We start from the raw sequence: 18,255 nt of genomic DNA, 5'->3' as shown, positions 1-18,255 counted from the left end.
CTACCGGCGCACCTCGGCGACCCGCACCGGACGGTTCTCCTTCCGCGAGACCTCGCACGCCTCCGCGATGTAGAACGCCTCCAACGCGTCCGCCGCTCCCGCGGGCGACGGGATCCGCCTGGCGGCAACATCCAGGAACGCCCGCAGTTCAGCGGCATAAGCCGTCCGGAAGCGTTCCATAAAGCCCGGATACGCCGGTCCGGGCAACGGTTCGACGCCTGGCTCCACCGATCGCAGCGGTGCCTGGTCGTCCAGGCCCACCACGGCATTCCCGAGCGACCCGAGGGCCTCGAAACGCACGTCGTAGCCCGCGCCGTTGTAGCGCGTCAGCGAGACCGTCGCGAGAGTTCCGTCGTCGAGGGTCAGCGCGACCGCTGCGGTGTCGACGTCTCCGGCGTCCGTGAAGAACTGCTCGCCTTTGTTGCGCCCCACAGCAAACACCTCCTCGACCTCCCGGCCGGTCACCCACCGGAGGATGTCGAAGTCGTGCACCCCGCAGTCCCGGAACAGACCGCCGGAATGCGCGATATACGCGGCGGGCGGTGGCGCGGGGTCCAAAGTGGTCGCCCGGACACTGTGCAGCCAGCCCAGTTCGCCGCTCTCCACCGCGGCCCGCGCGGCCTGGTAGCCCGCGTCGAACCGGCGCTGGAAGCCGATCTGGACCGGGACGTCCGAGTCCGCGATCCGGTCGATCACCGCGAGCGTGCCGGGGATGTCCGCGGCCACCGGCTTCTCGCAGAACACCGGCACCCGGGCGTCGACCGCTTGGATGATCAATTCCGGATGCGCGTCCGTGGCCGCCGCGATGACCAGGCCGTCGAGACCAGCCCGGAACAGCGCGTCGATTCCGTCGGCCGCCTCGACATCGAGCCGAGCGGCGACCGACTGGGCGCGCGCGGGATCCACGTCCGCGACGACCACCGACGTGACCTCGTCGAATCCCGCGAGCGTTTCCGCGTGCGCGGCACCGATCCGGCCGGCTCCTGCCAGTCCCACCCTCATCGCTGCGCCTCTCCTGAGTTGGGTCCCGTGGTCTCCCGCACGACCAGGGACGGATGAAGCAGATGCCGCACCGGTTCAGTGCGTTCACCGCGGATGCGCTCGAGGAGCGCGTCGAAAGCCAGCCGCGCCATTTCCGCGCGTGGCTGGTCCACTGTGGTCAGTGAAATATGCCGAAGGGAAGCCAAGGACGTGTTGTCGTAGCCGACCACCGAAACGTCGTCCGGTACCCGCAACCCATGTTCCTCGAGCGCCGAGATCGCGCCGACCGCGTTGAAGTCATTGCCCGCGACCAGTGCGGTCGGGGTCGGAGCGCACGAAGACAGCAATTCCTGCACGGCTTTCTCGCCCGCGGTGTCGGTGTGTTCGCTGCGCACCACGATCGGCTCCAGCCCGTGCGCCCGCATCGCCTGCCGGAACCCTCGCCGCCGGGCCGCGGCACCGGCCGCTCCCCCGCCGTCGAGATGCGCGATCCGCCGATGTCCTAACTGGACCAGATGCTCGACCGCCAGCGCGGCACCAGCCTCGCCGTCGTCGTTCACGGTATCCACAGTGGACAGCCGAGAAGTCCGTGACACCAATACTACCGGACACTGCCGTGCCGCGGCCTCGATCGCAGCGGCCGGAACCACCGGCGACAACAGCACGACGCCAGCCGGTCGGAACGACAGAAGACTGCGCAACGCCGCGCCTTCCCGAGAGGGCATCCGCCCGCCGGTGTTGAGGATCAGATCGAAACCGGCCGCTTGCGCCGCCGCGTCCAGCCCTTCCACCACGTCGGCGAAGAAGGCGTTGCGCAGGTCGTTCACCATCACGCCGAGCACCGTCGACGTCCGGCTCGCCAGCGACCGCGCCATCACGTGCGGCGAATAACCCAGCTCCTCGGCCGCTTTCACCACCGCCGCGCGTCGCCGCGCCGACACGTTCGGCGCGTTGCGCATCACGAGCGACACCAAGGCCCGCGAGACCCCGGCTCGCGCGGCGACGTCCTCCATGGTGGGCTTCCCCATTTCGAAAACCTCCCCGGAGAAGCGCTTGACGCGACGGGTCGGACGCTACAAGATTAGAGCGCTCTAATCAAGAGCGCGTCCCCCGACCGGAGAGGGATCCATGACCGCGAAGATCCGCGTCGCCGCCGCCCCGATCTCGTGGGGAGTCTGCGAGGTTCCCGGCTGGGGCCGCGTGCTCGACGCCCCGGCGGTGCTCGGCGAGATGGCCGAATTGGGCGTCACCGCAACAGAACTGGGCCCGCCCGGCTATCTGCCGCGCGAACCGGCCGAGTTGAAGAAGCTTCTGGAAAGCCATCGGCTCGACCTCGTCGGCGGCTTCCTGGCGGTGCCGCTGCACGAAAACCCGGACACGGCCGTCGCCGAAGCCGAGGATTCGGCCGCGCTCTTCGCGGCTTGCGGCGGTGGAATGCTCGTCCTCGCCGCGGCAACCGGCCTCGACGGCTACGACGAACGGCCCACTCTCACGGACGCCGAATGGTCCACTTTGGTCCGCACGGCAGGCAAGATCCGCGACGTAGCGGCAAAACACGGCCTGGAAACCGTTCTGCACCCGCATGTCGGCACGCACGTGGAGACCGAGGCCGAGGTGGAACGCTTCCTCACCGATTCGGATCTCCCACTCTGCCTGGACACCGGCCACCTGCTGATCGGCGGCACTGACCCGGTCGCGCTCGCCCAGCGGCATCCCCAGCGGATCGGGCACCTGCATCTCAAGGACGTCCGCGGCGAGCTGGCGAACGCCGTCCGGGCAGGCGAGCTCCCGTACGCCGAAGCAGTCGGCAAGGGTCTCTACGTGCCGCTCGGCGAGGGTGACGTGGACATCGAAGCCATGGTCCGTTCCGTCGCGGAAGCGGGCTACGACGGCTGGTACGTCCTGGAGCAGGACACCGCGCTGAGCGACGACAGCCCGGTGGACCGCCCCGGCCGCGACGTCGCGGCCAGCCTTTCGTACCTGCGCACCATCACCGGCTGACGTCGGAAAACAAGCGAGGAGAGACAACGATGTCCCATCGCTGGGAGCGCGCACGGCGCTCCGGCCGCGCGGTGGCGGGCCTGCTGGCCGCGGGCTTGCTGCTGGCGGCGTGCACCGGTCCGGCCGCCGAACCGAAGACGACCGCGCCCGCCGCCGCGCCGACACCGTCCGGGCCGCTGAAGGTCTCGGTGATCACGCACGGCACCGCGGGCGACGCGTTCTGGAACGTGGTGAAGAACGGCGCCGAACAAGCGGGCAAAGACCTTGGCGTACAAGTGGAATACACCTCGGACGGCGATCCGGGCGCGCAGGCGAAGCTGATCGACAACGCGGTCGCGCAGCAAACCGGCGGGCTCGTGGTGTCGATGGCGAACCCCGAGGCGCTGCGTCCGTCCATTGAGGCCGCGGTGCGCGCGGGGATCCCGGTGATCACCATCAACTCCGGCGAGGACAAAAGCGCGGCGTACGGCGCGCTCACCCACGTCGGGCAGAACGAGTCGATCGCGGGTGAAGAAGCCGGGAAGAAGTTCAAGGAACTCGGCAAGCACAAGCTGTTGTGCGTGATCCACGAGGCCGGGAACGTCGGGCAGGCGCAACGCTGCGACGGCGCGAAGACCGGGTTCGCCGGCACCGTGCAGACGCTGCAGGTGGACATCTCCAACCCGACCGACGCCGAGTCCCGCATCCGCGGCGCGGTCCAGACCGATTCCTCGATCGACGCGGTCCTCACACTGAACTCGCAGGTCGCCGCCCGTGCGGTGAGCGCGATCAAATCGGTGAACTCGAAGGCGCAGGTCGCCACGTTCGACCTCAACTCCGACGTGGTGGCCGCGATCAAGGCGGGCGACGTGCTCTTCGCGGTCGACCAGCAGCAGTACGAACAGGGCTATCTCCCGGTGCAGTTCCTGAAGCTGTACCGGGACAACGCGAACGTCGTCGGCGGCGGCAAACCGGTGCTCACCGGACCCGACCTGGTCGACAAATCCACAGTGGACAAGGTCGGCCAGTACGTGCAAAGGGGCACCCGATGACGACCCTCGACGAACGGCTGGAGAAGCCGCGGCTGACCGACCGGCTGGTGATCCGCCCGGAGATCGGCGCGCTGCTCGGCGCGGTCGTGGTCTTCCTGTTCTTCACCTTCGCCTCTGACAAGTTCTTCAGCGCGAGCGGAGCCGCGACCTGGCTGGACGACGCTGCGACGCTGGGCATCATGGCGGTGGCGGTGTCGCTGCTGATGGTCGGCGGCGAGTTCGACCTGTCGGCGGGCGTGATGACCGCGTCCACCTCGCTGGTCACCGCGATCCTCGCCACCCAAGCGGGCTGGAACGTGTGGCTCGCGCTGCTCGTCTCACTGGTCTTCGCACTGGCGGTCGGCGCGTTCAACGGCTGGCTGGTGATGAAAACCGGCCTGCCGAGCTTCATCGTCACGCTCGGCACTTTCCTTGCCCTGCAAGGGTTGAACCTCGGCGTCACCCGGCTGGTGACCGGCACCGTGCAGGTCTCCGGCATGCGCTCGACCGACGGCTACGCGTCCGCCGGTTTCGTCTTCGCCTCCACTGTGGACGTCGGCGGCACCCCGTTCCAGATCTCCATCGTCTGGTGGCTCGGCGCGATCGCGGTGGCCGCGTGGCTGCTGGTCCGGACGCGCTTCGGCAACTGGATCTTCGCGGTCGGCGGTTCCGCCACGAGCGCCCGCTCGGTCGGCGTTCCGGTGGTGCGCACGAAAATCCTGCTGTTCATGGGCACCGCGCTGGCCGGCTGGCTGGTCGGGTCGATCAACATCCTGCGGTTCGCGAGCGTCCAGGCGAATCAGGGCATCGGGCTGGAATTCCAGTACATCATCGCCGCGGTGATCGGCGGCTGCCTGCTGACCGGCGGGTTCGGCTCGGCCGTCGGCGCGGCGATCGGCGCGCTGATCTTCGGCATGGCACGCCAGGGCATCGTGTTCGCCGGCTGGGACAACGACTGGTTCATGCTGTTCCTCGGGATCATGCTGCTGGCGGCGGTCCTGGTCAACAACGCTCTGCGGCGGCGCGCGGAAAGGGTCCGGCGATGAACGCTCTCCTCGAAGTCAAGGACGTCGGCAAGCGTTACGGCACCGTGGTCGCGCTGCGCGAAGTGTCCACTGTGGTCAACGCGGGCGAGGTCACCTGCGTGCTGGGCGACAACGGCGCGGGAAAGTCCACTTTGATCAAGATCCTCGCCGGGGTGCACCAGCACGACGAAGGCGAGCTCCTCGTCGAAGGCGCGCCGGTGCGGTTCGCCTCGCCGCGGGAAGCACTGGATCGCGGAATCGCCACGGTGTACCAGGACCTCGCCGTGGTGCCGTTGATGAGTGTCTGGCGCAATTTCTTCCTCGGCTCGGAACCGACCGTCGGGTTCGGCCCGTTCCGCGCCCTGGACCGGCGCAAAGGCCGCGAGCTGACCAAGAAAGCCCTCGCCGACCTCGGCATCGACCTGCGCGACGTCGAGCAGCCAGTCGGCACGCTGTCCGGCGGCGAACGGCAGTGCGTCGCGATCGCGCGCGCCATCCACTTCGGCGCGAAGGTGCTGATCCTGGACGAGCCGACGGCCGCGTTGGGCGTGAAGCAGGCCGGGGTGGTGCTGAAGTACGTGGCCCAGGCCCGCGACCGAGGCCTGGGCGTCGTCCTGATCACGCACAATCCGCACCACGCGTACCCGGTAGCCGACCGCTTCCTGCTGCTCAAACGCGGCACGGCGCTCGGGTCTTACGAGAAGTCGGAGATCGAACTGCCCGAGCTGACGCGGCAGATGGCCGGCGGCGCGGAATTGGAGGCGCTGGAACACGAGCTGCGGCAATAGCTCACGAGACCGCTTTCTCCAGCCACGGCCGCACCACCGGCAGCACTGCGGCCGCCTGCATCGCGCTCATGTGGTCCAGACCGTCGAGCACCTCGACGGTCCACCCGCGCGCCTCCAGTTCGGCGCGCTCGCGCAGCAGCGGCCCGGCGATGTCGACGGTTACCCCGCCCCACCGTTCGCTGTACCCGATCCGGTCCTCCGAGCCGGCGAAGCACAACCGCGGGCAGGACAGCTCGACCGCCCGGTCGTCGAAATACCGCAATGCCTCATAAAGCGTCACGAACTGCTTCGTCTGCCCGGTGGACAACGTGACGTCCACCGAATCCCAGTCCCCCGGCTCGCCTTTGGTTTCAGCAGTAGGCCCAGCAAGCGCCATCTCGTGCGTCGCCCGCGTCACCGCGAGCATGGCCGCATACGGCCCGTCCAGCGGCGGATACCCGCCCATCACCAGCGCGTCCAGCCGATCCGTCCGCAAGGCCAGCTGCAACCCGGAAAGCGCCAGCCACGAGTACCCGTAATAGGAGAACCGCGCCGCCCCGACCGCATCTGCCACGGCGAGGAAGTCCGCCGCGATCGCGTCCGGCGTCAGCTCAGCCGGATGCGCCATCCGGTGGCCCTGGTAGTCGAAGGCCACCACCCGGAACCCGGCGAATCCCTCGATCAGCGAACGGCCCAGCTCCGGATCGGCGCCCCACTGCCGGGCCGCCTCGGCCTCCGGTCCTTCGGCCGGCCGGGGGTCGACCGGAAGCAGCAGCACCGGCCCGTCCCCGTGCACCTGCGCTTCGATCCGCGTTCCGTCGTGCAGAGTAGCTTCAGCCATCTCATCTCTTTACGTCGTAAAGTATCGCCGGACGCGAGGGTACTATACGACGTAAAGAGATGTCGAATCAGTGGGTGACGGCCGGCGACGCGGCGTCAGAGACCAGCTTGCGCGGGGCTCCGGTCCCGTCCGCGGGCACCGACCACACGGCGTTGTCCAGTCCGTAGAGGATTGTGTGGTCGTCCTGCCAGAGCGCCTGGTCGTCGACGCTGCGGGTTTCGGCGAGCGCGGTCTCCCGCATCGTCTTGAGGTCGAGCACGGACAACCGCCAGACGCCCTCGCCGACCTTCTTCTTGAACGCGATCCGCGTCTCGTCCGGCGACAGCGACGGACATTCCACGTTTTCCCGCAGCGCTTTACCGCGGTAGGTGTCGTAGTCACCTTCGATCAGATACGTCTTGCCCTTGGTGCCCAGTGTCGAGTAGAACCGCTTGCCGTCCTTGCTGAACGTGATGCCCCAGTAGTTGACGTCCGAGGAGAAGTACCGCTTCCCGTCGACCAGGACCGGCAACTCCTCGATCGTCTTCTCCAGTTCGCCGTTGTCCAGCTGGTAAATCCCGGCGCGCGTCGAAAACCCGGTGGCGGCATAGGAATCGCCGGTGACGAACACCGTCCAGTACACCCGCTTGCCGTCCGGCGAGACGCGCGCGCGGCTCGGGGTACCCGGCAGGTAATCCTTGTGCGTAGTGGCGAAATTCCGGTCGAGGATGCTGAAATCGCTGACCGCGGGCAAGGTGCCGGGTCGCACGGCAAGGCACATCCCCGTCGACGCGGACACGGCGAACCGGTCGCACTTCAGATCGCTGAACTTCGGCGTGGCACCAGGATTCGCGAGCGGAACAACGCCGACGTTGCCCGTTTTAGTGCTGCGAAAGAACAACTGCCCCGGCGCGAGCGAAAGGTGCTCCACCTTCGCGGGCTCAGCCGGACTGGGCCGCGCGGCAACGGTGTAAACCACCGCGGCAGCCGCGAGCACCACAGTTCCGACAACGGCGAGAAGAACCTTTTTCATTTGCGCACCGGCCTTGCGAAAGCGGCGCCGAGCGCCACGACAGCGAGAGCTCCGGCCGCCACGAGAACTGCGGGCTGCAGATCCCACAACGTCCAGGCGAGTCCGAAGAGGACCGACGAAAGCATCCGTGCGGCGGCCTGTCCAGTTTGGACCACCGCGAGCCCGGTCGCCCGGAGGTCAGCGGGAACCAACGGTCCGGCCGCGGCCATGAGCACCCCGTCGGTGGCCGCGTAGAACACGCCGTGCAGGCCCAACGCGAGAGCCGCGAGCCAGAACCCGGAAACCGGCCCGCACAACGCGATCAACGCGGCGACGAGCGCGACGTGCCCGCCGAGGAACACCGGCCAGCGCCCGATCCGGTCGGCCAGCTTGCCCAGCGGGACCGCCAGCACCAGGTACACCCCGGCGGTGCCGAGCGGCAGCAACGGGAAGAACGTCGCCGCGACGTCCCAGCGCCGCTGAAGCACCAGGTACACAAAGGAATCGCCGAGCGTCACGAACCCCAGCAGCGCCGCCCAGATCGCGACGCGGCGGAAACCCCGCTCTCGCAACAACCCGAACGCCGCCCGCACGGACACCGCGGCCCGGTCGGCGATTTCCTGCTTGTGATCGCGGACGAACAGCACCAGCAGCATGACCGCGATCCCCGCGATGCAGAAACTGGTGAAGAACACCGACGTGTAGCTGCCGAGGCTCAGCGCCAGGACGGCCATCGCGACGAGCGGGCCGAGGAACGCGCCGACGGTGTCCATCGCGCGGTGCACGCCGAACGACCGGCCGAGCGTGTCGGGCTCGCTGCTGAGCGAGATCAACGCGTCGCGCGGGGCCGTGCGCAGCCCCTTGCCGGTGCGGTCGGCGGCGAGCACCACGCCGATCGCCGCGACCGACGAACCGGCCGCGACCAGGCCGAGCTTGCACACCGCGGACAAGCCGTAGCCGAACCCGGCGACCGCCTTGAGCCGCCGCCACCGGTCGGCCAGATGCCCGCCGAGCACGCGGACCACGGCGGTGGCTCCCGCGTAAAGCCCGTCGAGCAGGCCGAACTGCAGCGGGTTCAGCCCGAGGCCGAGCACCAGATACAGCGGGAGCACCGCGGTCACCATCTCCGAGGAGATGTCGGTGACCAGGCTGACCGCGCCGAGTGCGACGACGTTCGCCGACACCCGGCGCAGGCCGGCCTTCCGGTCGGTGCCCGCCGCGACGTCCGAACTACGGCTTGTCGCGATGTACATGACCGGCCCCTAGTTGTGGCAGGTGTAGGTCGGGCTGCTGTCCTGGACCTTGCCGTCGAGACCGATCAGCTGCTCGGAGAAGGTGTTGTCGGTCATCGTCAGCTTCAGCACGCCGAAGGTGTCCTTCAGCAGCTTCGCCGTGGTCGGGTGCGCGGAGTGGACCGGGTACGGGTTCGCCCCGCCCATGCCGCCGATGATCTCGACCGGACCGGCCGGGTTCGCCTTGCCGCTCGCGTCCTGCGGCACGAACCGCTCGTAGTGGTGGTCGTGGCCGTTGAGGATCAGGTCGACCTTGTTCTGCGCGAACAGGTCCCACAGCTGCTTGGAACCGCGCTGGTCGCCGTGGTCGCCCGAGCTCCACCGCGGGTGGTGGTAGTACGCCGCGACGCAGCCCTTGGTGTTCTTCGCCAGATCCTGCTTGATCCAGTTCATCTGGTCGGTGTCCTTGAGCTCGCCGCCGTCCTTGTCGTCGACGAAGCCGTTGGAGTCGAGGGCGATGAAGTGCCAGTTGCCCATTTCCCAGCTGTAGTACCGCTTCCCGTTCGGCGTGGCGATCTTGCCGAAGTACTGCTCGTAGGCCTCGAACGGCTTGTTGTCGTCGTAGGTCTCGTGGTTGCCCGGGATCGGGTGCGTGATGCTCTTGAACTTGCCCCAGGTCTTGTCGTAGTAGTCCTTGAAGTTCTGCAGCGTCAGACCGGTGTCCTCGGCGTCGTACTGGTTGTCGCCCATGGTGATCACCGCGGCGGGGTTCATCGACTGGACGAGCTTCGCGGTCTTCGGGTGGATGCAGCTGGAGCTGCTGGCGGTGCACTGTTCGGCGATGTCGCCGGCCGCGGCGAGGACGAACGTGTTGCCCGCAGTCCCCGGCTTGGTGTGCACCTTGACCGCGGTGCTGGCCGGCGACGCGTTGCCAGCGGCGTCCTTGGCGCGGACGGTGTAGGTGTAGTCGGTGTCCGGCGAAAGGCCGTTGTCGGTGTAGGACGTGCTCGTGCTGGTAGCGACGGACTTGCCGTCCCGCAGCACTTCGTACCCGCTGACGCCGACGTTGTCCGTCGCAGCGGCCCAGGTCAGCCCGACGCTGTTCGAGCCGATCTCGCCCGCGGCGAGGTTCGACGGAGCGGTGGGTGCCTGCGTGTCGCCGGACGAGTCCGGGGTGCCGTACGCCTGAAGTTCCCACAGGGAGTAGCCGTACTTCGTGGCGCGCTCGGTGCCGACGAAGCGCAGGAAGCGGCCGTGCCCGGACAACCCGGTGAGGTCGTCGGTACCGCCGTCGCCGCTGGTGATCGTCGCGATCGACTTGAAGTTCTCGCCGTCGTCGGAGATCTCGATGCGGTACTTCTTGGCGTACGCCGCTTCCCAGTTCAGCTTGACCCGGTGGATCGTGGCGGCCTGGCCGAGATCGACGCGCAGCCACTGCGCGTCGGCGCTGACCGCACTGGCCCAGCGGGTCTTGAGATTCCCGTCGACGGCGTTCTCGCCGCTCAACGTGGACGTCTCGAGCGTGGACGTGCTGACGGGTTTTCCTTGGGACAGCAGCACATCGGCGGCAGCGGCACTGGCGTCGCGCGCGGGCGACACCGCGGCTGGCAACAGCACCACCGCGGCCGCCGGCAAGGCGAACCGGGCGAAACTTCGGACACGGGACGAGGACACGTCGCACTCCTTCGGGCCGGACGGGAACAGGGCGGCGGCGTTACGGTTCTGCGGCGTCTCGTTGCGTTAAGAAAGTTTCCTAACTAAAACGGCAGAGTAGCGGGCCCGGTTTCCCCCGACAAGCCCGGAACGGACGTGAAACGATCAAGACCGCCCGATCAGCGGAACGTCCCGCTCCCGTCCGGTGAAGTGCCGTGAAGGACTCCTTCAGGGACTCAGATTCCCTCAATGAGCCCTTCACGGACCGTCAGTGCTGGAGCAGCCGCCGCACCTCCTGCACCGCGGCGCGTCCGGCCCGGTTCGCCCCCACCGTGCTGGCCGAGGGTCCGTACCCGACCAGATGCAGCCGCGGTTCCGCGACCACGCGAGTCCCGTCCATCCGGATCCCTCCGCCGGGAGTCCGCAGATGCAGCGGAGCCAGGTGGTCTATCGAAGCCCGGAACCCGGTCGCCCACAGGATCATGTCCGCGGGCTCGAAACTGCCGTCCTCCCAGACGACGCCGTCGGCGACCAAGCGCGAGAACATCGGCCGCCGGTCCAGGTATCCCGCCGCCCGGCCCGCGAGCACCTGCGGCGTCACCGGCAGGTCCGTCACGCTCACGACGCTCTCCGGCGGCAGCCCGGCCCGCACCCGCTGGTCGACCTTCGCCACCGCCATCCGTCCCCAGTCCTCGCTGAACTCCTCCTCGCGCCACACCGGCGGACGCCGCGTCACCCACACCGTCGAACGGGCGACCGGACCGATCTCCATCAGCAACTGCACCGCCGACGTCCCGCCGCCCACGACCACCACGCGCTGGCCGCGAAATTCCTCCGCGCCGCGGTAATCCGCCGTGTGCAGCTGCCGTCCGGCGAAGGTGCCGGGATAACGCGGCCAGAACGGCCGATCCCACGTCCCGGTCGCGCTGATCACCGCACGGGCCGCCCACGTCTCCGCCGGCGATTCGACCACCAGCCGCTCCCCCGCACGCCGCACCGCGGTCACGTCGACCGGGCGGTGCACCGGCAGGTCATACGTCTTCTCGAAGCGCCCGAAGTACTCGGACACGGCCTCGCTCGCCGGGCGCGCCGGATCCGGGGTCCCGAACGCCATCCCCGGCAGGTCGTGGATCCCGTGCACCTTCCCGACCACCAGCGACGGCCACCGGTACTGCCACGCCCCGCCCGCGCGTTTGCCGTGGTCGAGCACGACGAACCCGCGTTCGTTGGCGAACCCGGCCCGGCGCAGGTGATACGCCGCCGACAGTCCGGCCTGCCCGGCCCCGATCACCACGACGTCGGTCTCGTGATCCGCAGTGCTCATACAACGTTCAACAATTGCCCGCGCCCGGTATTTCCGGCTCAGACCGCGACCCGGTTCCGGCCGCCGTCTTTCGCCCGGTACAGCGCGGCGTCGGCCGACCGGAGCACCTCGTCGAGCGTGTTGCCCGCCTGCGGATAACACGCGACCCCGACGGACACGGAGAGTCCGCTGATCCGCAGCGGACCTCCCACCGCGACGGTCAGCTCCCCCACCGCGACCCGCACCCGTTCGGCGATCCCGAGCACGTCGGTGCCGCCGGTCGCGGGCAGCAGGACCACGAATTCCTCTCCGCCGAACCGGCCGACGGTGTCGCTTTGCCGCACCGAAGCCTCGATCGCCACGGCCACCGCGGCCAGCACCTCGTCGCCGGTGAGGTGCCCGTACGTGTCGTTGATGCGCTTGAAGTGGTCGAGATCGATCATCAGCACGGCGAACCCGCTGCCGGTCCCGCGCCGCCGCGCCCGGGTGAATTCCCGGGTCGCCAGCTCGTGCCAGCCCGCGGTGTTGAGCAGCCCGGTCTTCTCGTCGGTCACGACCGCCACCTGCAACTGCTGCTTCAGCAGGAGATAGCGGTGCAGCAACAGCAACGGCGGCAGCACGAACACCACCAGCACCGGCTGATGGACGAACGCCAGCGCAGCGAGCCCGCCGAGACACAGCGTCGCCAACTCGAAGGCGTTGTCCTCCCAGGTGCCGATGAGGTCCGCGGGCGAGCGGCTGTTCGTGTACAGGTAGATGCCCGTCGCTACGAGCACGACGTTCACCAGTTCAAAGGCGGCTGCTGCCAGTACGAGCGCGAGGACGCCGTACGCGGTGTCGAGCCGCGCCTGATCCAGACCGCCGATGGTCAACACCGCAGATGCTGCGAAGCACGACAGCATCGCCCACGCGGTACTGGCCGCGAAGCGATGCGCGGGCCGCGTACGCACGTGGCGCCACACTCGCAGCCACAGATGCAGGTACAGCACCAACGCCAGCAACGCGACCCACGCCGGCGGAAGCAGGAACGCACCGGCGAGGTACCAGACGGACGTGACATTGATGTGCGTCTGGCCGCTCATCCACCGCCGCAGCCGCTCGATCCGGCGCGACATCTCGGCCTGCGCGATGCCCAGCCCGACGAGGACGCCGAACGAACTGAACTGCACCGGCCCGCCGAACCCGGTCGCGAGGCCCGTCGCCGTGAGCGCCACGGCGAGGGCCTCGCACGCCATCGCGTAGCCGATCCATCGCCGCCGCGCGACCGCCCACATCGCCCAGCGCGGCGGCCAGCCTCTCCAGGACGTCACCGCGCCGCGCACCCCGATGGGGACAGGTGCCTGGGTCACGGGCGCCCCCACGCGAAATTCGGCCTACGGAAGTTGCCCAGGGTAGCGGGTCCGCTCCGCAGCTAGCCGAACCGAGCGAAAACTCCTCCGCGAACTGCCCACCGGGCACGCTCTGGGTAGAGCGGGCGGGCAACTTCCGGGCTGGGTCAGCGGCGGCGCAGCTTCCGCACGATGGCCAGCACGATCAGCAGCACGACCGCGCCCGCGGCCACCGGAGCCAGCCGCTTCGCGACGGACTGGCCCGCGTAGTCGAGCAGGTCGATCGCCTCGGTCTCGCCGGTGGAACCGCCCGCCGGAACGCTCCGCAGATGCGGCTTTTCGTCGGCGACCGGCTCGGCCGCGGGCTTTTCCGCGGGCTTCTCTTCGGCCTTCTCCTCCGGCTTCGCCGCGGGAGCCTCTTCGGCCGGGGTCTCCAGCGACGCCGCGAGGTTCCCCGCGAAGGTGTCGAGGATCTTGCCGCCCACCTCGGAGATCAGGCCGCGGCCGAACTGCGCCGGACGTCCGGTGATCGCCAGGTCGGTGGCTACCGCGCCGTGCGTGCCGCCGTCGCGCTCGGTGAGCGTGAGGGTGACCGTCGCGGCCGCCGTGCCGCCGCCGCGAGAGTCCTTGCCGGACGCCTTGATGACGACCTTGCGCGCCGCCTCGTCCTTCTCCAGGAACTCGCCGGTTCCCTTGTACAGCAGCGAAATCGGCCCCAGCTTGACCTTCACCGTGCCCGCGAAGGTGTCCCCCTCCACCTTGGTGAGCGAGGCGCCCGGCATGCACGGGGCGACCCGCTCCGGGTCGATGACGGCCTGCCAGACCTCCCCGATCGGGGCGGGGACGGTGAATTCGTGGTCGAGCCGCACGGGCCGACCTCCTCTCCTGCACACTGCTTCGAGCCGTTGCCGTCCACCTTACGGCCGTCTCCCGCGAAGCGGTCCGTGAAGGACTCCTTGGGGGACTCTGATTCCCCCAAGGAGTCCTTCACGTCCCGGTCAGCTCAGGCGCCCACCGCCGCCGCGACGGCACGCCCGGTCAGCACCCGCGCGAGGTGCTGGCGGTATTCGACGTCGGAATTGCCGTCCGCGACCGGGTTGGTGCCCTCGGCCGCGTGCGCGGCGGCCGCCCGGATCGTGTCCGCGTTGGCCTGCGCGCCGAGCAACGCCTGCTCCACGCCGGTCGCCCGGACGGGGGTCGCGCCCATGTTGGTGAGCGCCACCCGGGCTTCCTCGATCACGCCGCCCTCGGTGCGCACGGTGGCCGCCACCGCGCACATCGACCAGGCCTGGGCGACCCGGTTGAATTTCTCGTAGTGCGCCCGCCAGCCGGTGTGCTTGGGCAGCCGCACCTCGACGAGCAGCTCGTCCGGGGCCAGCGCGGTGGTGAAGTAGTCCTGGAAGAACTCCGCCGCGGACACCGTGCGCCGCCCGTTCGGCCCGGCCAGCACCAGCTCGCCGTCCAGCGCGAGCACCGGGGCCAGCAGGTCGCCCGCCGGGTCCGCGTGCGCGATCGCGCCGCCGAACGTGCCGCGGTGCCGCACCTGCGGATCCGCGACCGTGTCGGTCGCCTCCTTCACCAGCGCGGCGTGCTCGGCGATCAACGGGTCGCGCTGGACCTCGTAATGCGTCGTCATCGCCCCGACCACGAGCGCGTCGCCGTCCTCGCGCACTCCGCGCATTTCGGCGACTTTCCCGAGGTCGACCAGCGTGGTCGGCGCGGCCAGGCGCATCCGCAGCACCGGCAGCAGGCTTTGCCCGCCCGCCAGCACCTTGGCGTCCTCGCCCGCCGCGGCGAGCGCCTGCACGGCTTCGTCCACCGTGGACGGAGCGACGTAGTCGAACGGAGCCGGGATCACTGGGCACCTCCGGAGGCGTCGATCGAACCGAGGCCGCCGCCGGCCTCGCCGCCGGGTCCGCCGGCATTGGCGGTGCCATGGCGCACCGCGTTCCACACGCGCATCGGCGTGAGCGGCATTTCGATGTCGTTCACCCCGAACTGGCGCACCGCGTCGACCACCGCGTTGACCACGGCCGGCGTCGAGGCGATCGTGCCCGCCTCGCCGACGCCCTTGGCTCCCAACGGGTTCGTGGTCGATGGCGTTTCCGTGCGGTCCGTGGTGAACGACGGCAGGTCAGCCGCCGAGGGCAGCAGATAGTCGGCGAACGTGCCGGTGGTGAGCGTGCCGCTCTCGTCGTGCACGGCCTCCTCGAACAGCGCCTGCGCGATGCCCTGCGCGAGCCCGCCGTGGACCTGTCCTTCCACGATCAGCGGGTTGACCACCTTGCCGACGTCGTCGACGCAGACGTACGAACGCAGTTTCACCTGGCCCGTTTCAGTGTCCACTTCGGCCGCGCACAAGTGGGTGCCGTGCGGGAAGGAGAAGTTCTCCGGGTCGAAGGTGGCGTCGGAATCGAGCGACGGTTCGACGCCGTCCGGCAGGTTGTGCGCGGCGAACACGGCGAGCGCGATGTCCTGGATCGTCGTCGACGAATCCGTGCCCTTCACGGTGAACTTGCCGCCGGAGAACTCGAGGTCGTCCTCGGAGCACTCCAGCAGATGCGCGGCGATCGGCTTCGCCTTCGCGACCACCTTCTCCGCCGCCTTCACGATCGCGATACCCCCGACGACCAGCGAACGCGAACCGTAGGTGTCGAGGCCCTTGTGCGAGGACTGCGTGTCGCCGTGCAGCACCTCGACGTCCTCGAAGGACACGCCGAGCTGGTCGGCCACGATCTGGCTCCACGCCGTCTCGTGCCCCTGACCGTGCGCCGACGCACCCGTGGTGACCTCGACCTTGCCGGTCGGCAACATCCGCAGCGACGCGTACTCCCAGCCGCCGGCACCGTAGTCGAGCGAACCCAGCACCCGCGACGGCGCGAGCCCGCACATCTCGGTGAACGTCGAGATCCCGATGCCGAGCTGCACCGGTTCGTTCGCCTCGCGGCGCTCCTTCTGCTCGCGGCGCAGCGCGTCGTAGCCGAAGAGCTCCTTCGCCTTCTCGGTCGCGGCCTCGTAGTTGCCGGAGTCGTAGGTGAGCCCGCAGACCGTGGTGAACGGGAATTCCTCGTGCTTGATCCAGTTCTTTTCGCGCAGCTCCACCGGGTCCATGCCCAGCTCGTCGGCCAGCTCGTCCATGATCCGCTCGATCGCGAACGTCGCCTCCGGACGGCCCGCGCCGCGGTAGGCGTCGGTGAGCGTGGTCGTGGTGAACACGTTGGTGCAGGCGAAGTGGTAGGCCGGGATCTTGTAGATCGCGTTGAACATGAACGCGCCGAGGATCGGCACGCCCGGCCCGACCAGGCCGTTGTACGCGCCGAGGTTGGCGAGCAGTTCGACCTTGAGCCCGGTGACCGTCCCGTCGGCCTTCGCCGAGATCGTGATGTCCTGGATCTGGTCGCGGCCGTGGTGCGCGGCGAGCATCGTCTCGGACCGGGATTCGTTCCACTTCACCGGCTTGCCGAGCTTGTTCGCGACCAGCACGGTCATCATTTCCTCGGGCAGCACGCCGATCTTGCCGCCGAACCCGCCGCCGACGTCCGGCGCGATCACGCGCAGCTTGTGCTCGGGGATGCCGAGCGTCAGCGCGGACATCACGCGCAGGATGTGCGGCACCTGGGTGGCCGACCACATGGTCAGCTGCGCGCCGGTCGGGTCGACCACGCACGCGCGCGGCTCCATGAACGCGGGCACCAGCCGCTGCTGGCGGAACCGCCGTTTCAGCACGACCTCCGAAGAGGACAGTGCTTCCTCGACATTCCCGCCGGTCCCGGCCTCGGCCGAGTCGAACACCCAGAAGGCGTTCTTGTTGCTGCCCAGTTCCTCGTGCACGAGCGGCGCGTCTTCGGCGAGCGCCGCTTCCAGGTCGAGGACCGGCGGCAGGTCTTCGTACTCGACCTCGATCGCCTCCAGCGCGTCATGCGCCTCCGCGGCCGATCGAGCGACCACCACCGCCACGCCCTCGCCGGCGAAATTCACCCGGTCCGAGGCCAGCACCGGACGCCGCGGCGCAGCCATGTCCGGCGTGATCGGCCACGCGCACGGCATGCCGATGGCACCCTCGGGATCGAGGTCGGCGGCGGTGTAAACGGCGACGACACCAGCGGATTCCTTGGCCGCGGACGTGTCGATCGAAACGATCTTGGCGTGCGCCAGCGGACTCCGCAGCACCGCGAGATGCAGCATCCCCGGCAACGCGATGTTGTCCGTCCACCGGGTGCGCCCGGTGATCAGCCGCTCGTCTTCCTTGCGGCGCCGGGACTTCCCTACCTCAGGCTCGATCGTGGCAGTCATCATTCACCACCCACGCCGACGTGGTTGGGTTGATCGATCTTCTCGGCTTCGGGCCCCGCACCGGGACTCATGTGCTTCGCGGCGTCGCGCACCGCCTTCACGATGTTCTGGTAGCCGGTGCAGCGGCAAAGATTGCCCTCGAGCCCCTCGCGAACGGCCTGCTCGTCCGGGTCCGGATTGTCCGCCAGCAGGTCGATGGACTGCATGATCATGCCCGGCGTGCAGAACCCGCACTGCAGGGCGTGGTTGTCGTGGAAAGCCTGCTGGACCGGGTGCAGTTGCCCGTCGCGAGCCAGCCCCTCGACGGTGGTGACCTCGCATCCGTCGGCCTGCACGGCGAGAACGGAACAGGATTTCACGCTGTGCCCGTCGAGATGGACGGTGCACGCGCCGCAGTTGCTGGTGTCGCACCCGACGACGGTGCCCACCTTCCCGACGCGTTCCCGTAAGTAGTGGACGAGCAGGGTGCGCGGCTCGACGTCATCGGTGTATTTCGTGCCGTCGACAGTGACGGTGATGCGCATCAAAGGCCTCCAAGTGCAAATGCCCGCCAGCCCCGGCGGAGGCGGCGGGCCGGTTCGGGAACGGCCAAGGCGCGATCGTGATCGGCCTCACAGGGGAGCGTGCTACGCCTTTCGCGCGCGGACAAGTCCTGATGTCGCACGTCGCCCTGACGGTTCCGCAGATGCGGGTTTTTTGTATGCATGGAGACGCAGATGCGTGAAGCCGGACGGGTGATTTTTCGAGCGGCGGATCTTCCCGAGTGGCCGCGGTTTCGAGTCGGTGGTTCACCGGGTTTCGTTGCTGGACGGGGTTTTCCTCGCGGATCG

Annotated in this window: 16 protein-coding genes; 4 read left to right on the top strand and 12 right to left on the bottom strand. The window is 68.9% G+C overall.

Going from position 1 to position 18,255, the window contains the following annotated elements:
• Positions 1 to 1,002: a Gfo/Idh/MocA family protein gene (locus EIZ44_RS05595; RefSeq protein WP_205673053.1), complete on the bottom strand. Its 1,002-nt coding sequence runs from the start codon at positions 1,000 to 1,002 to the stop codon at positions 1 to 3.
• The gene (locus EIZ44_RS05590; protein WP_134727883.1) at positions 999 to 2,009 is read right to left on the bottom strand and encodes a LacI family DNA-binding transcriptional regulator; all 1,011 of its coding nucleotides are present in this window, start codon (positions 2,007 to 2,009) and stop codon (positions 999 to 1,001) included. The genes EIZ44_RS05595 and EIZ44_RS05590 overlap by 4 nt, the downstream gene beginning before the upstream one ends.
• A gap of 100 nt (positions 2,010 to 2,109) precedes the next feature.
• Here EIZ44_RS05590 and EIZ44_RS05585 point away from each other — a divergent pair, with 100 nt between their 5' ends.
• From EIZ44_RS05585 to EIZ44_RS05570, 4 genes are read left to right on the top strand one after another with little or no spacing between them, the layout of a single operon-like run.
• Positions 2,110 to 2,982 (top strand): sugar phosphate isomerase/epimerase family protein, encoded by an 873-nt coding sequence (locus EIZ44_RS05585; protein WP_134665440.1) that lies wholly within the window; start codon positions 2,110 to 2,112, stop codon positions 2,980 to 2,982.
• A 29-nt stretch (positions 2,983 to 3,011) separates the two neighbouring features.
• On the top strand, positions 3,012 to 4,013 hold the full coding sequence (locus EIZ44_RS05580) for a sugar ABC transporter substrate-binding protein (protein WP_037810206.1): 1,002 nt from the start codon (positions 3,012 to 3,014) through the stop codon (positions 4,011 to 4,013).
• Positions 4,010 to 5,038, top strand: a complete 1,029-nt coding sequence (locus tag EIZ44_RS05575) for an ABC transporter permease (RefSeq protein WP_037810205.1) — start codon at positions 4,010 to 4,012, stop codon at positions 5,036 to 5,038. The genes EIZ44_RS05580 and EIZ44_RS05575 overlap by 4 nt, the downstream gene beginning before the upstream one ends.
• Positions 5,035 to 5,805, top strand: coding sequence for an ATP-binding cassette domain-containing protein (locus EIZ44_RS05570; RefSeq protein WP_134727882.1), 771 nt, complete (start codon positions 5,035 to 5,037; stop codon positions 5,803 to 5,805). The genes EIZ44_RS05575 and EIZ44_RS05570 overlap by 4 nt, the downstream gene beginning before the upstream one ends.
• 1 nt (position 5,806) lies before the next feature.
• Here EIZ44_RS05570 and EIZ44_RS05565 read toward each other — a convergent pair whose 3' ends face one another.
• The 10 genes from EIZ44_RS05565 to EIZ44_RS05520 all read right to left on the bottom strand — a co-directional run bounded on the left by EIZ44_RS05565 (position 5,807) and on the right by EIZ44_RS05520 (position 17,949).
• Positions 5,807 to 6,625 (bottom strand): alpha/beta fold hydrolase, encoded by an 819-nt coding sequence (locus EIZ44_RS05565; RefSeq protein ID WP_134727881.1) that lies wholly within the window; start codon positions 6,623 to 6,625, stop codon positions 5,807 to 5,809.
• A gap of 67 nt (positions 6,626 to 6,692) precedes the next feature.
• Positions 6,693 to 7,637, bottom strand: a complete 945-nt coding sequence (locus EIZ44_RS05560; protein WP_134727880.1) for a TolB-like translocation protein — start codon at positions 7,635 to 7,637, stop codon at positions 6,693 to 6,695.
• Entirely contained in the window at positions 7,634 to 8,869 is a 1,236-nt protein-coding gene (locus EIZ44_RS05555; protein WP_037810198.1) for an MFS transporter, read from the bottom strand. The genes EIZ44_RS05560 and EIZ44_RS05555 overlap by 4 nt, the downstream gene beginning before the upstream one ends.
• A gap of 9 nt (positions 8,870 to 8,878) precedes the next feature.
• The gene (locus tag EIZ44_RS05550) at positions 8,879 to 10,522 is read right to left on the bottom strand and encodes a discoidin domain-containing protein (protein ID WP_134727879.1); all 1,644 of its coding nucleotides are present in this window, start codon (positions 10,520 to 10,522) and stop codon (positions 8,879 to 8,881) included.
• Between the two features lie 247 nt (positions 10,523 to 10,769).
• Positions 10,770 to 11,825 carry an NAD(P)-binding domain-containing protein gene (locus EIZ44_RS05545; RefSeq protein WP_134727878.1) on the bottom strand — a complete coding sequence of 352 codons (1,056 nt, stop codon included), beginning with the start codon at positions 11,823 to 11,825 and terminating at the stop codon, positions 10,770 to 10,772.
• 38 nt (positions 11,826 to 11,863) lie between these two features.
• A complete protein-coding gene (locus tag EIZ44_RS05540; RefSeq protein ID WP_037810195.1) occupies positions 11,864 to 13,078 on the bottom strand; it encodes a GGDEF domain-containing protein in 1,215 nt (404 codons plus the stop codon).
• Positions 13,079 to 13,299: 221 nt separating this feature from the next.
• Entirely contained in the window at positions 13,300 to 14,001 is a 702-nt protein-coding gene (locus EIZ44_RS05535) for an SRPBCC family protein (protein ID WP_037810194.1), read from the bottom strand.
• 134 nt (positions 14,002 to 14,135) lie between these two features.
• Positions 14,136 to 14,990 carry an FAD binding domain-containing protein gene (locus tag EIZ44_RS05530; protein ID WP_037810193.1) on the bottom strand — a complete coding sequence of 285 codons (855 nt, stop codon included), beginning with the start codon at positions 14,988 to 14,990 and terminating at the stop codon, positions 14,136 to 14,138.
• On the bottom strand, positions 14,987 to 17,425 hold the full coding sequence (locus EIZ44_RS05525; RefSeq protein WP_134727877.1) for a xanthine dehydrogenase family protein molybdopterin-binding subunit: 2,439 nt from the start codon (positions 17,423 to 17,425) through the stop codon (positions 14,987 to 14,989). Before EIZ44_RS05525 ends, EIZ44_RS05530 begins: the two co-directional genes overlap by 4 nt.
• Positions 17,425 to 17,949 carry a (2Fe-2S)-binding protein gene (locus tag EIZ44_RS05520; RefSeq protein WP_043833048.1) on the bottom strand — a complete coding sequence of 175 codons (525 nt, stop codon included), beginning with the start codon at positions 17,947 to 17,949 and terminating at the stop codon, positions 17,425 to 17,427. Before EIZ44_RS05520 ends, EIZ44_RS05525 begins: the two co-directional genes overlap by 1 nt.
• Positions 17,950 to 18,255: the final 306 nt, after the last annotated feature.

The sequence above is a fragment of the Amycolatopsis nivea genome (assembly GCF_004522235.1).
Lineage (GTDB): Bacteria > Actinomycetota > Actinomycetes > Mycobacteriales > Pseudonocardiaceae > Amycolatopsis > Amycolatopsis nivea.
The sequence above is the reverse complement of the archived record's forward strand: the minus strand, read 5'-3'. Positions and strand labels throughout refer to the sequence as shown.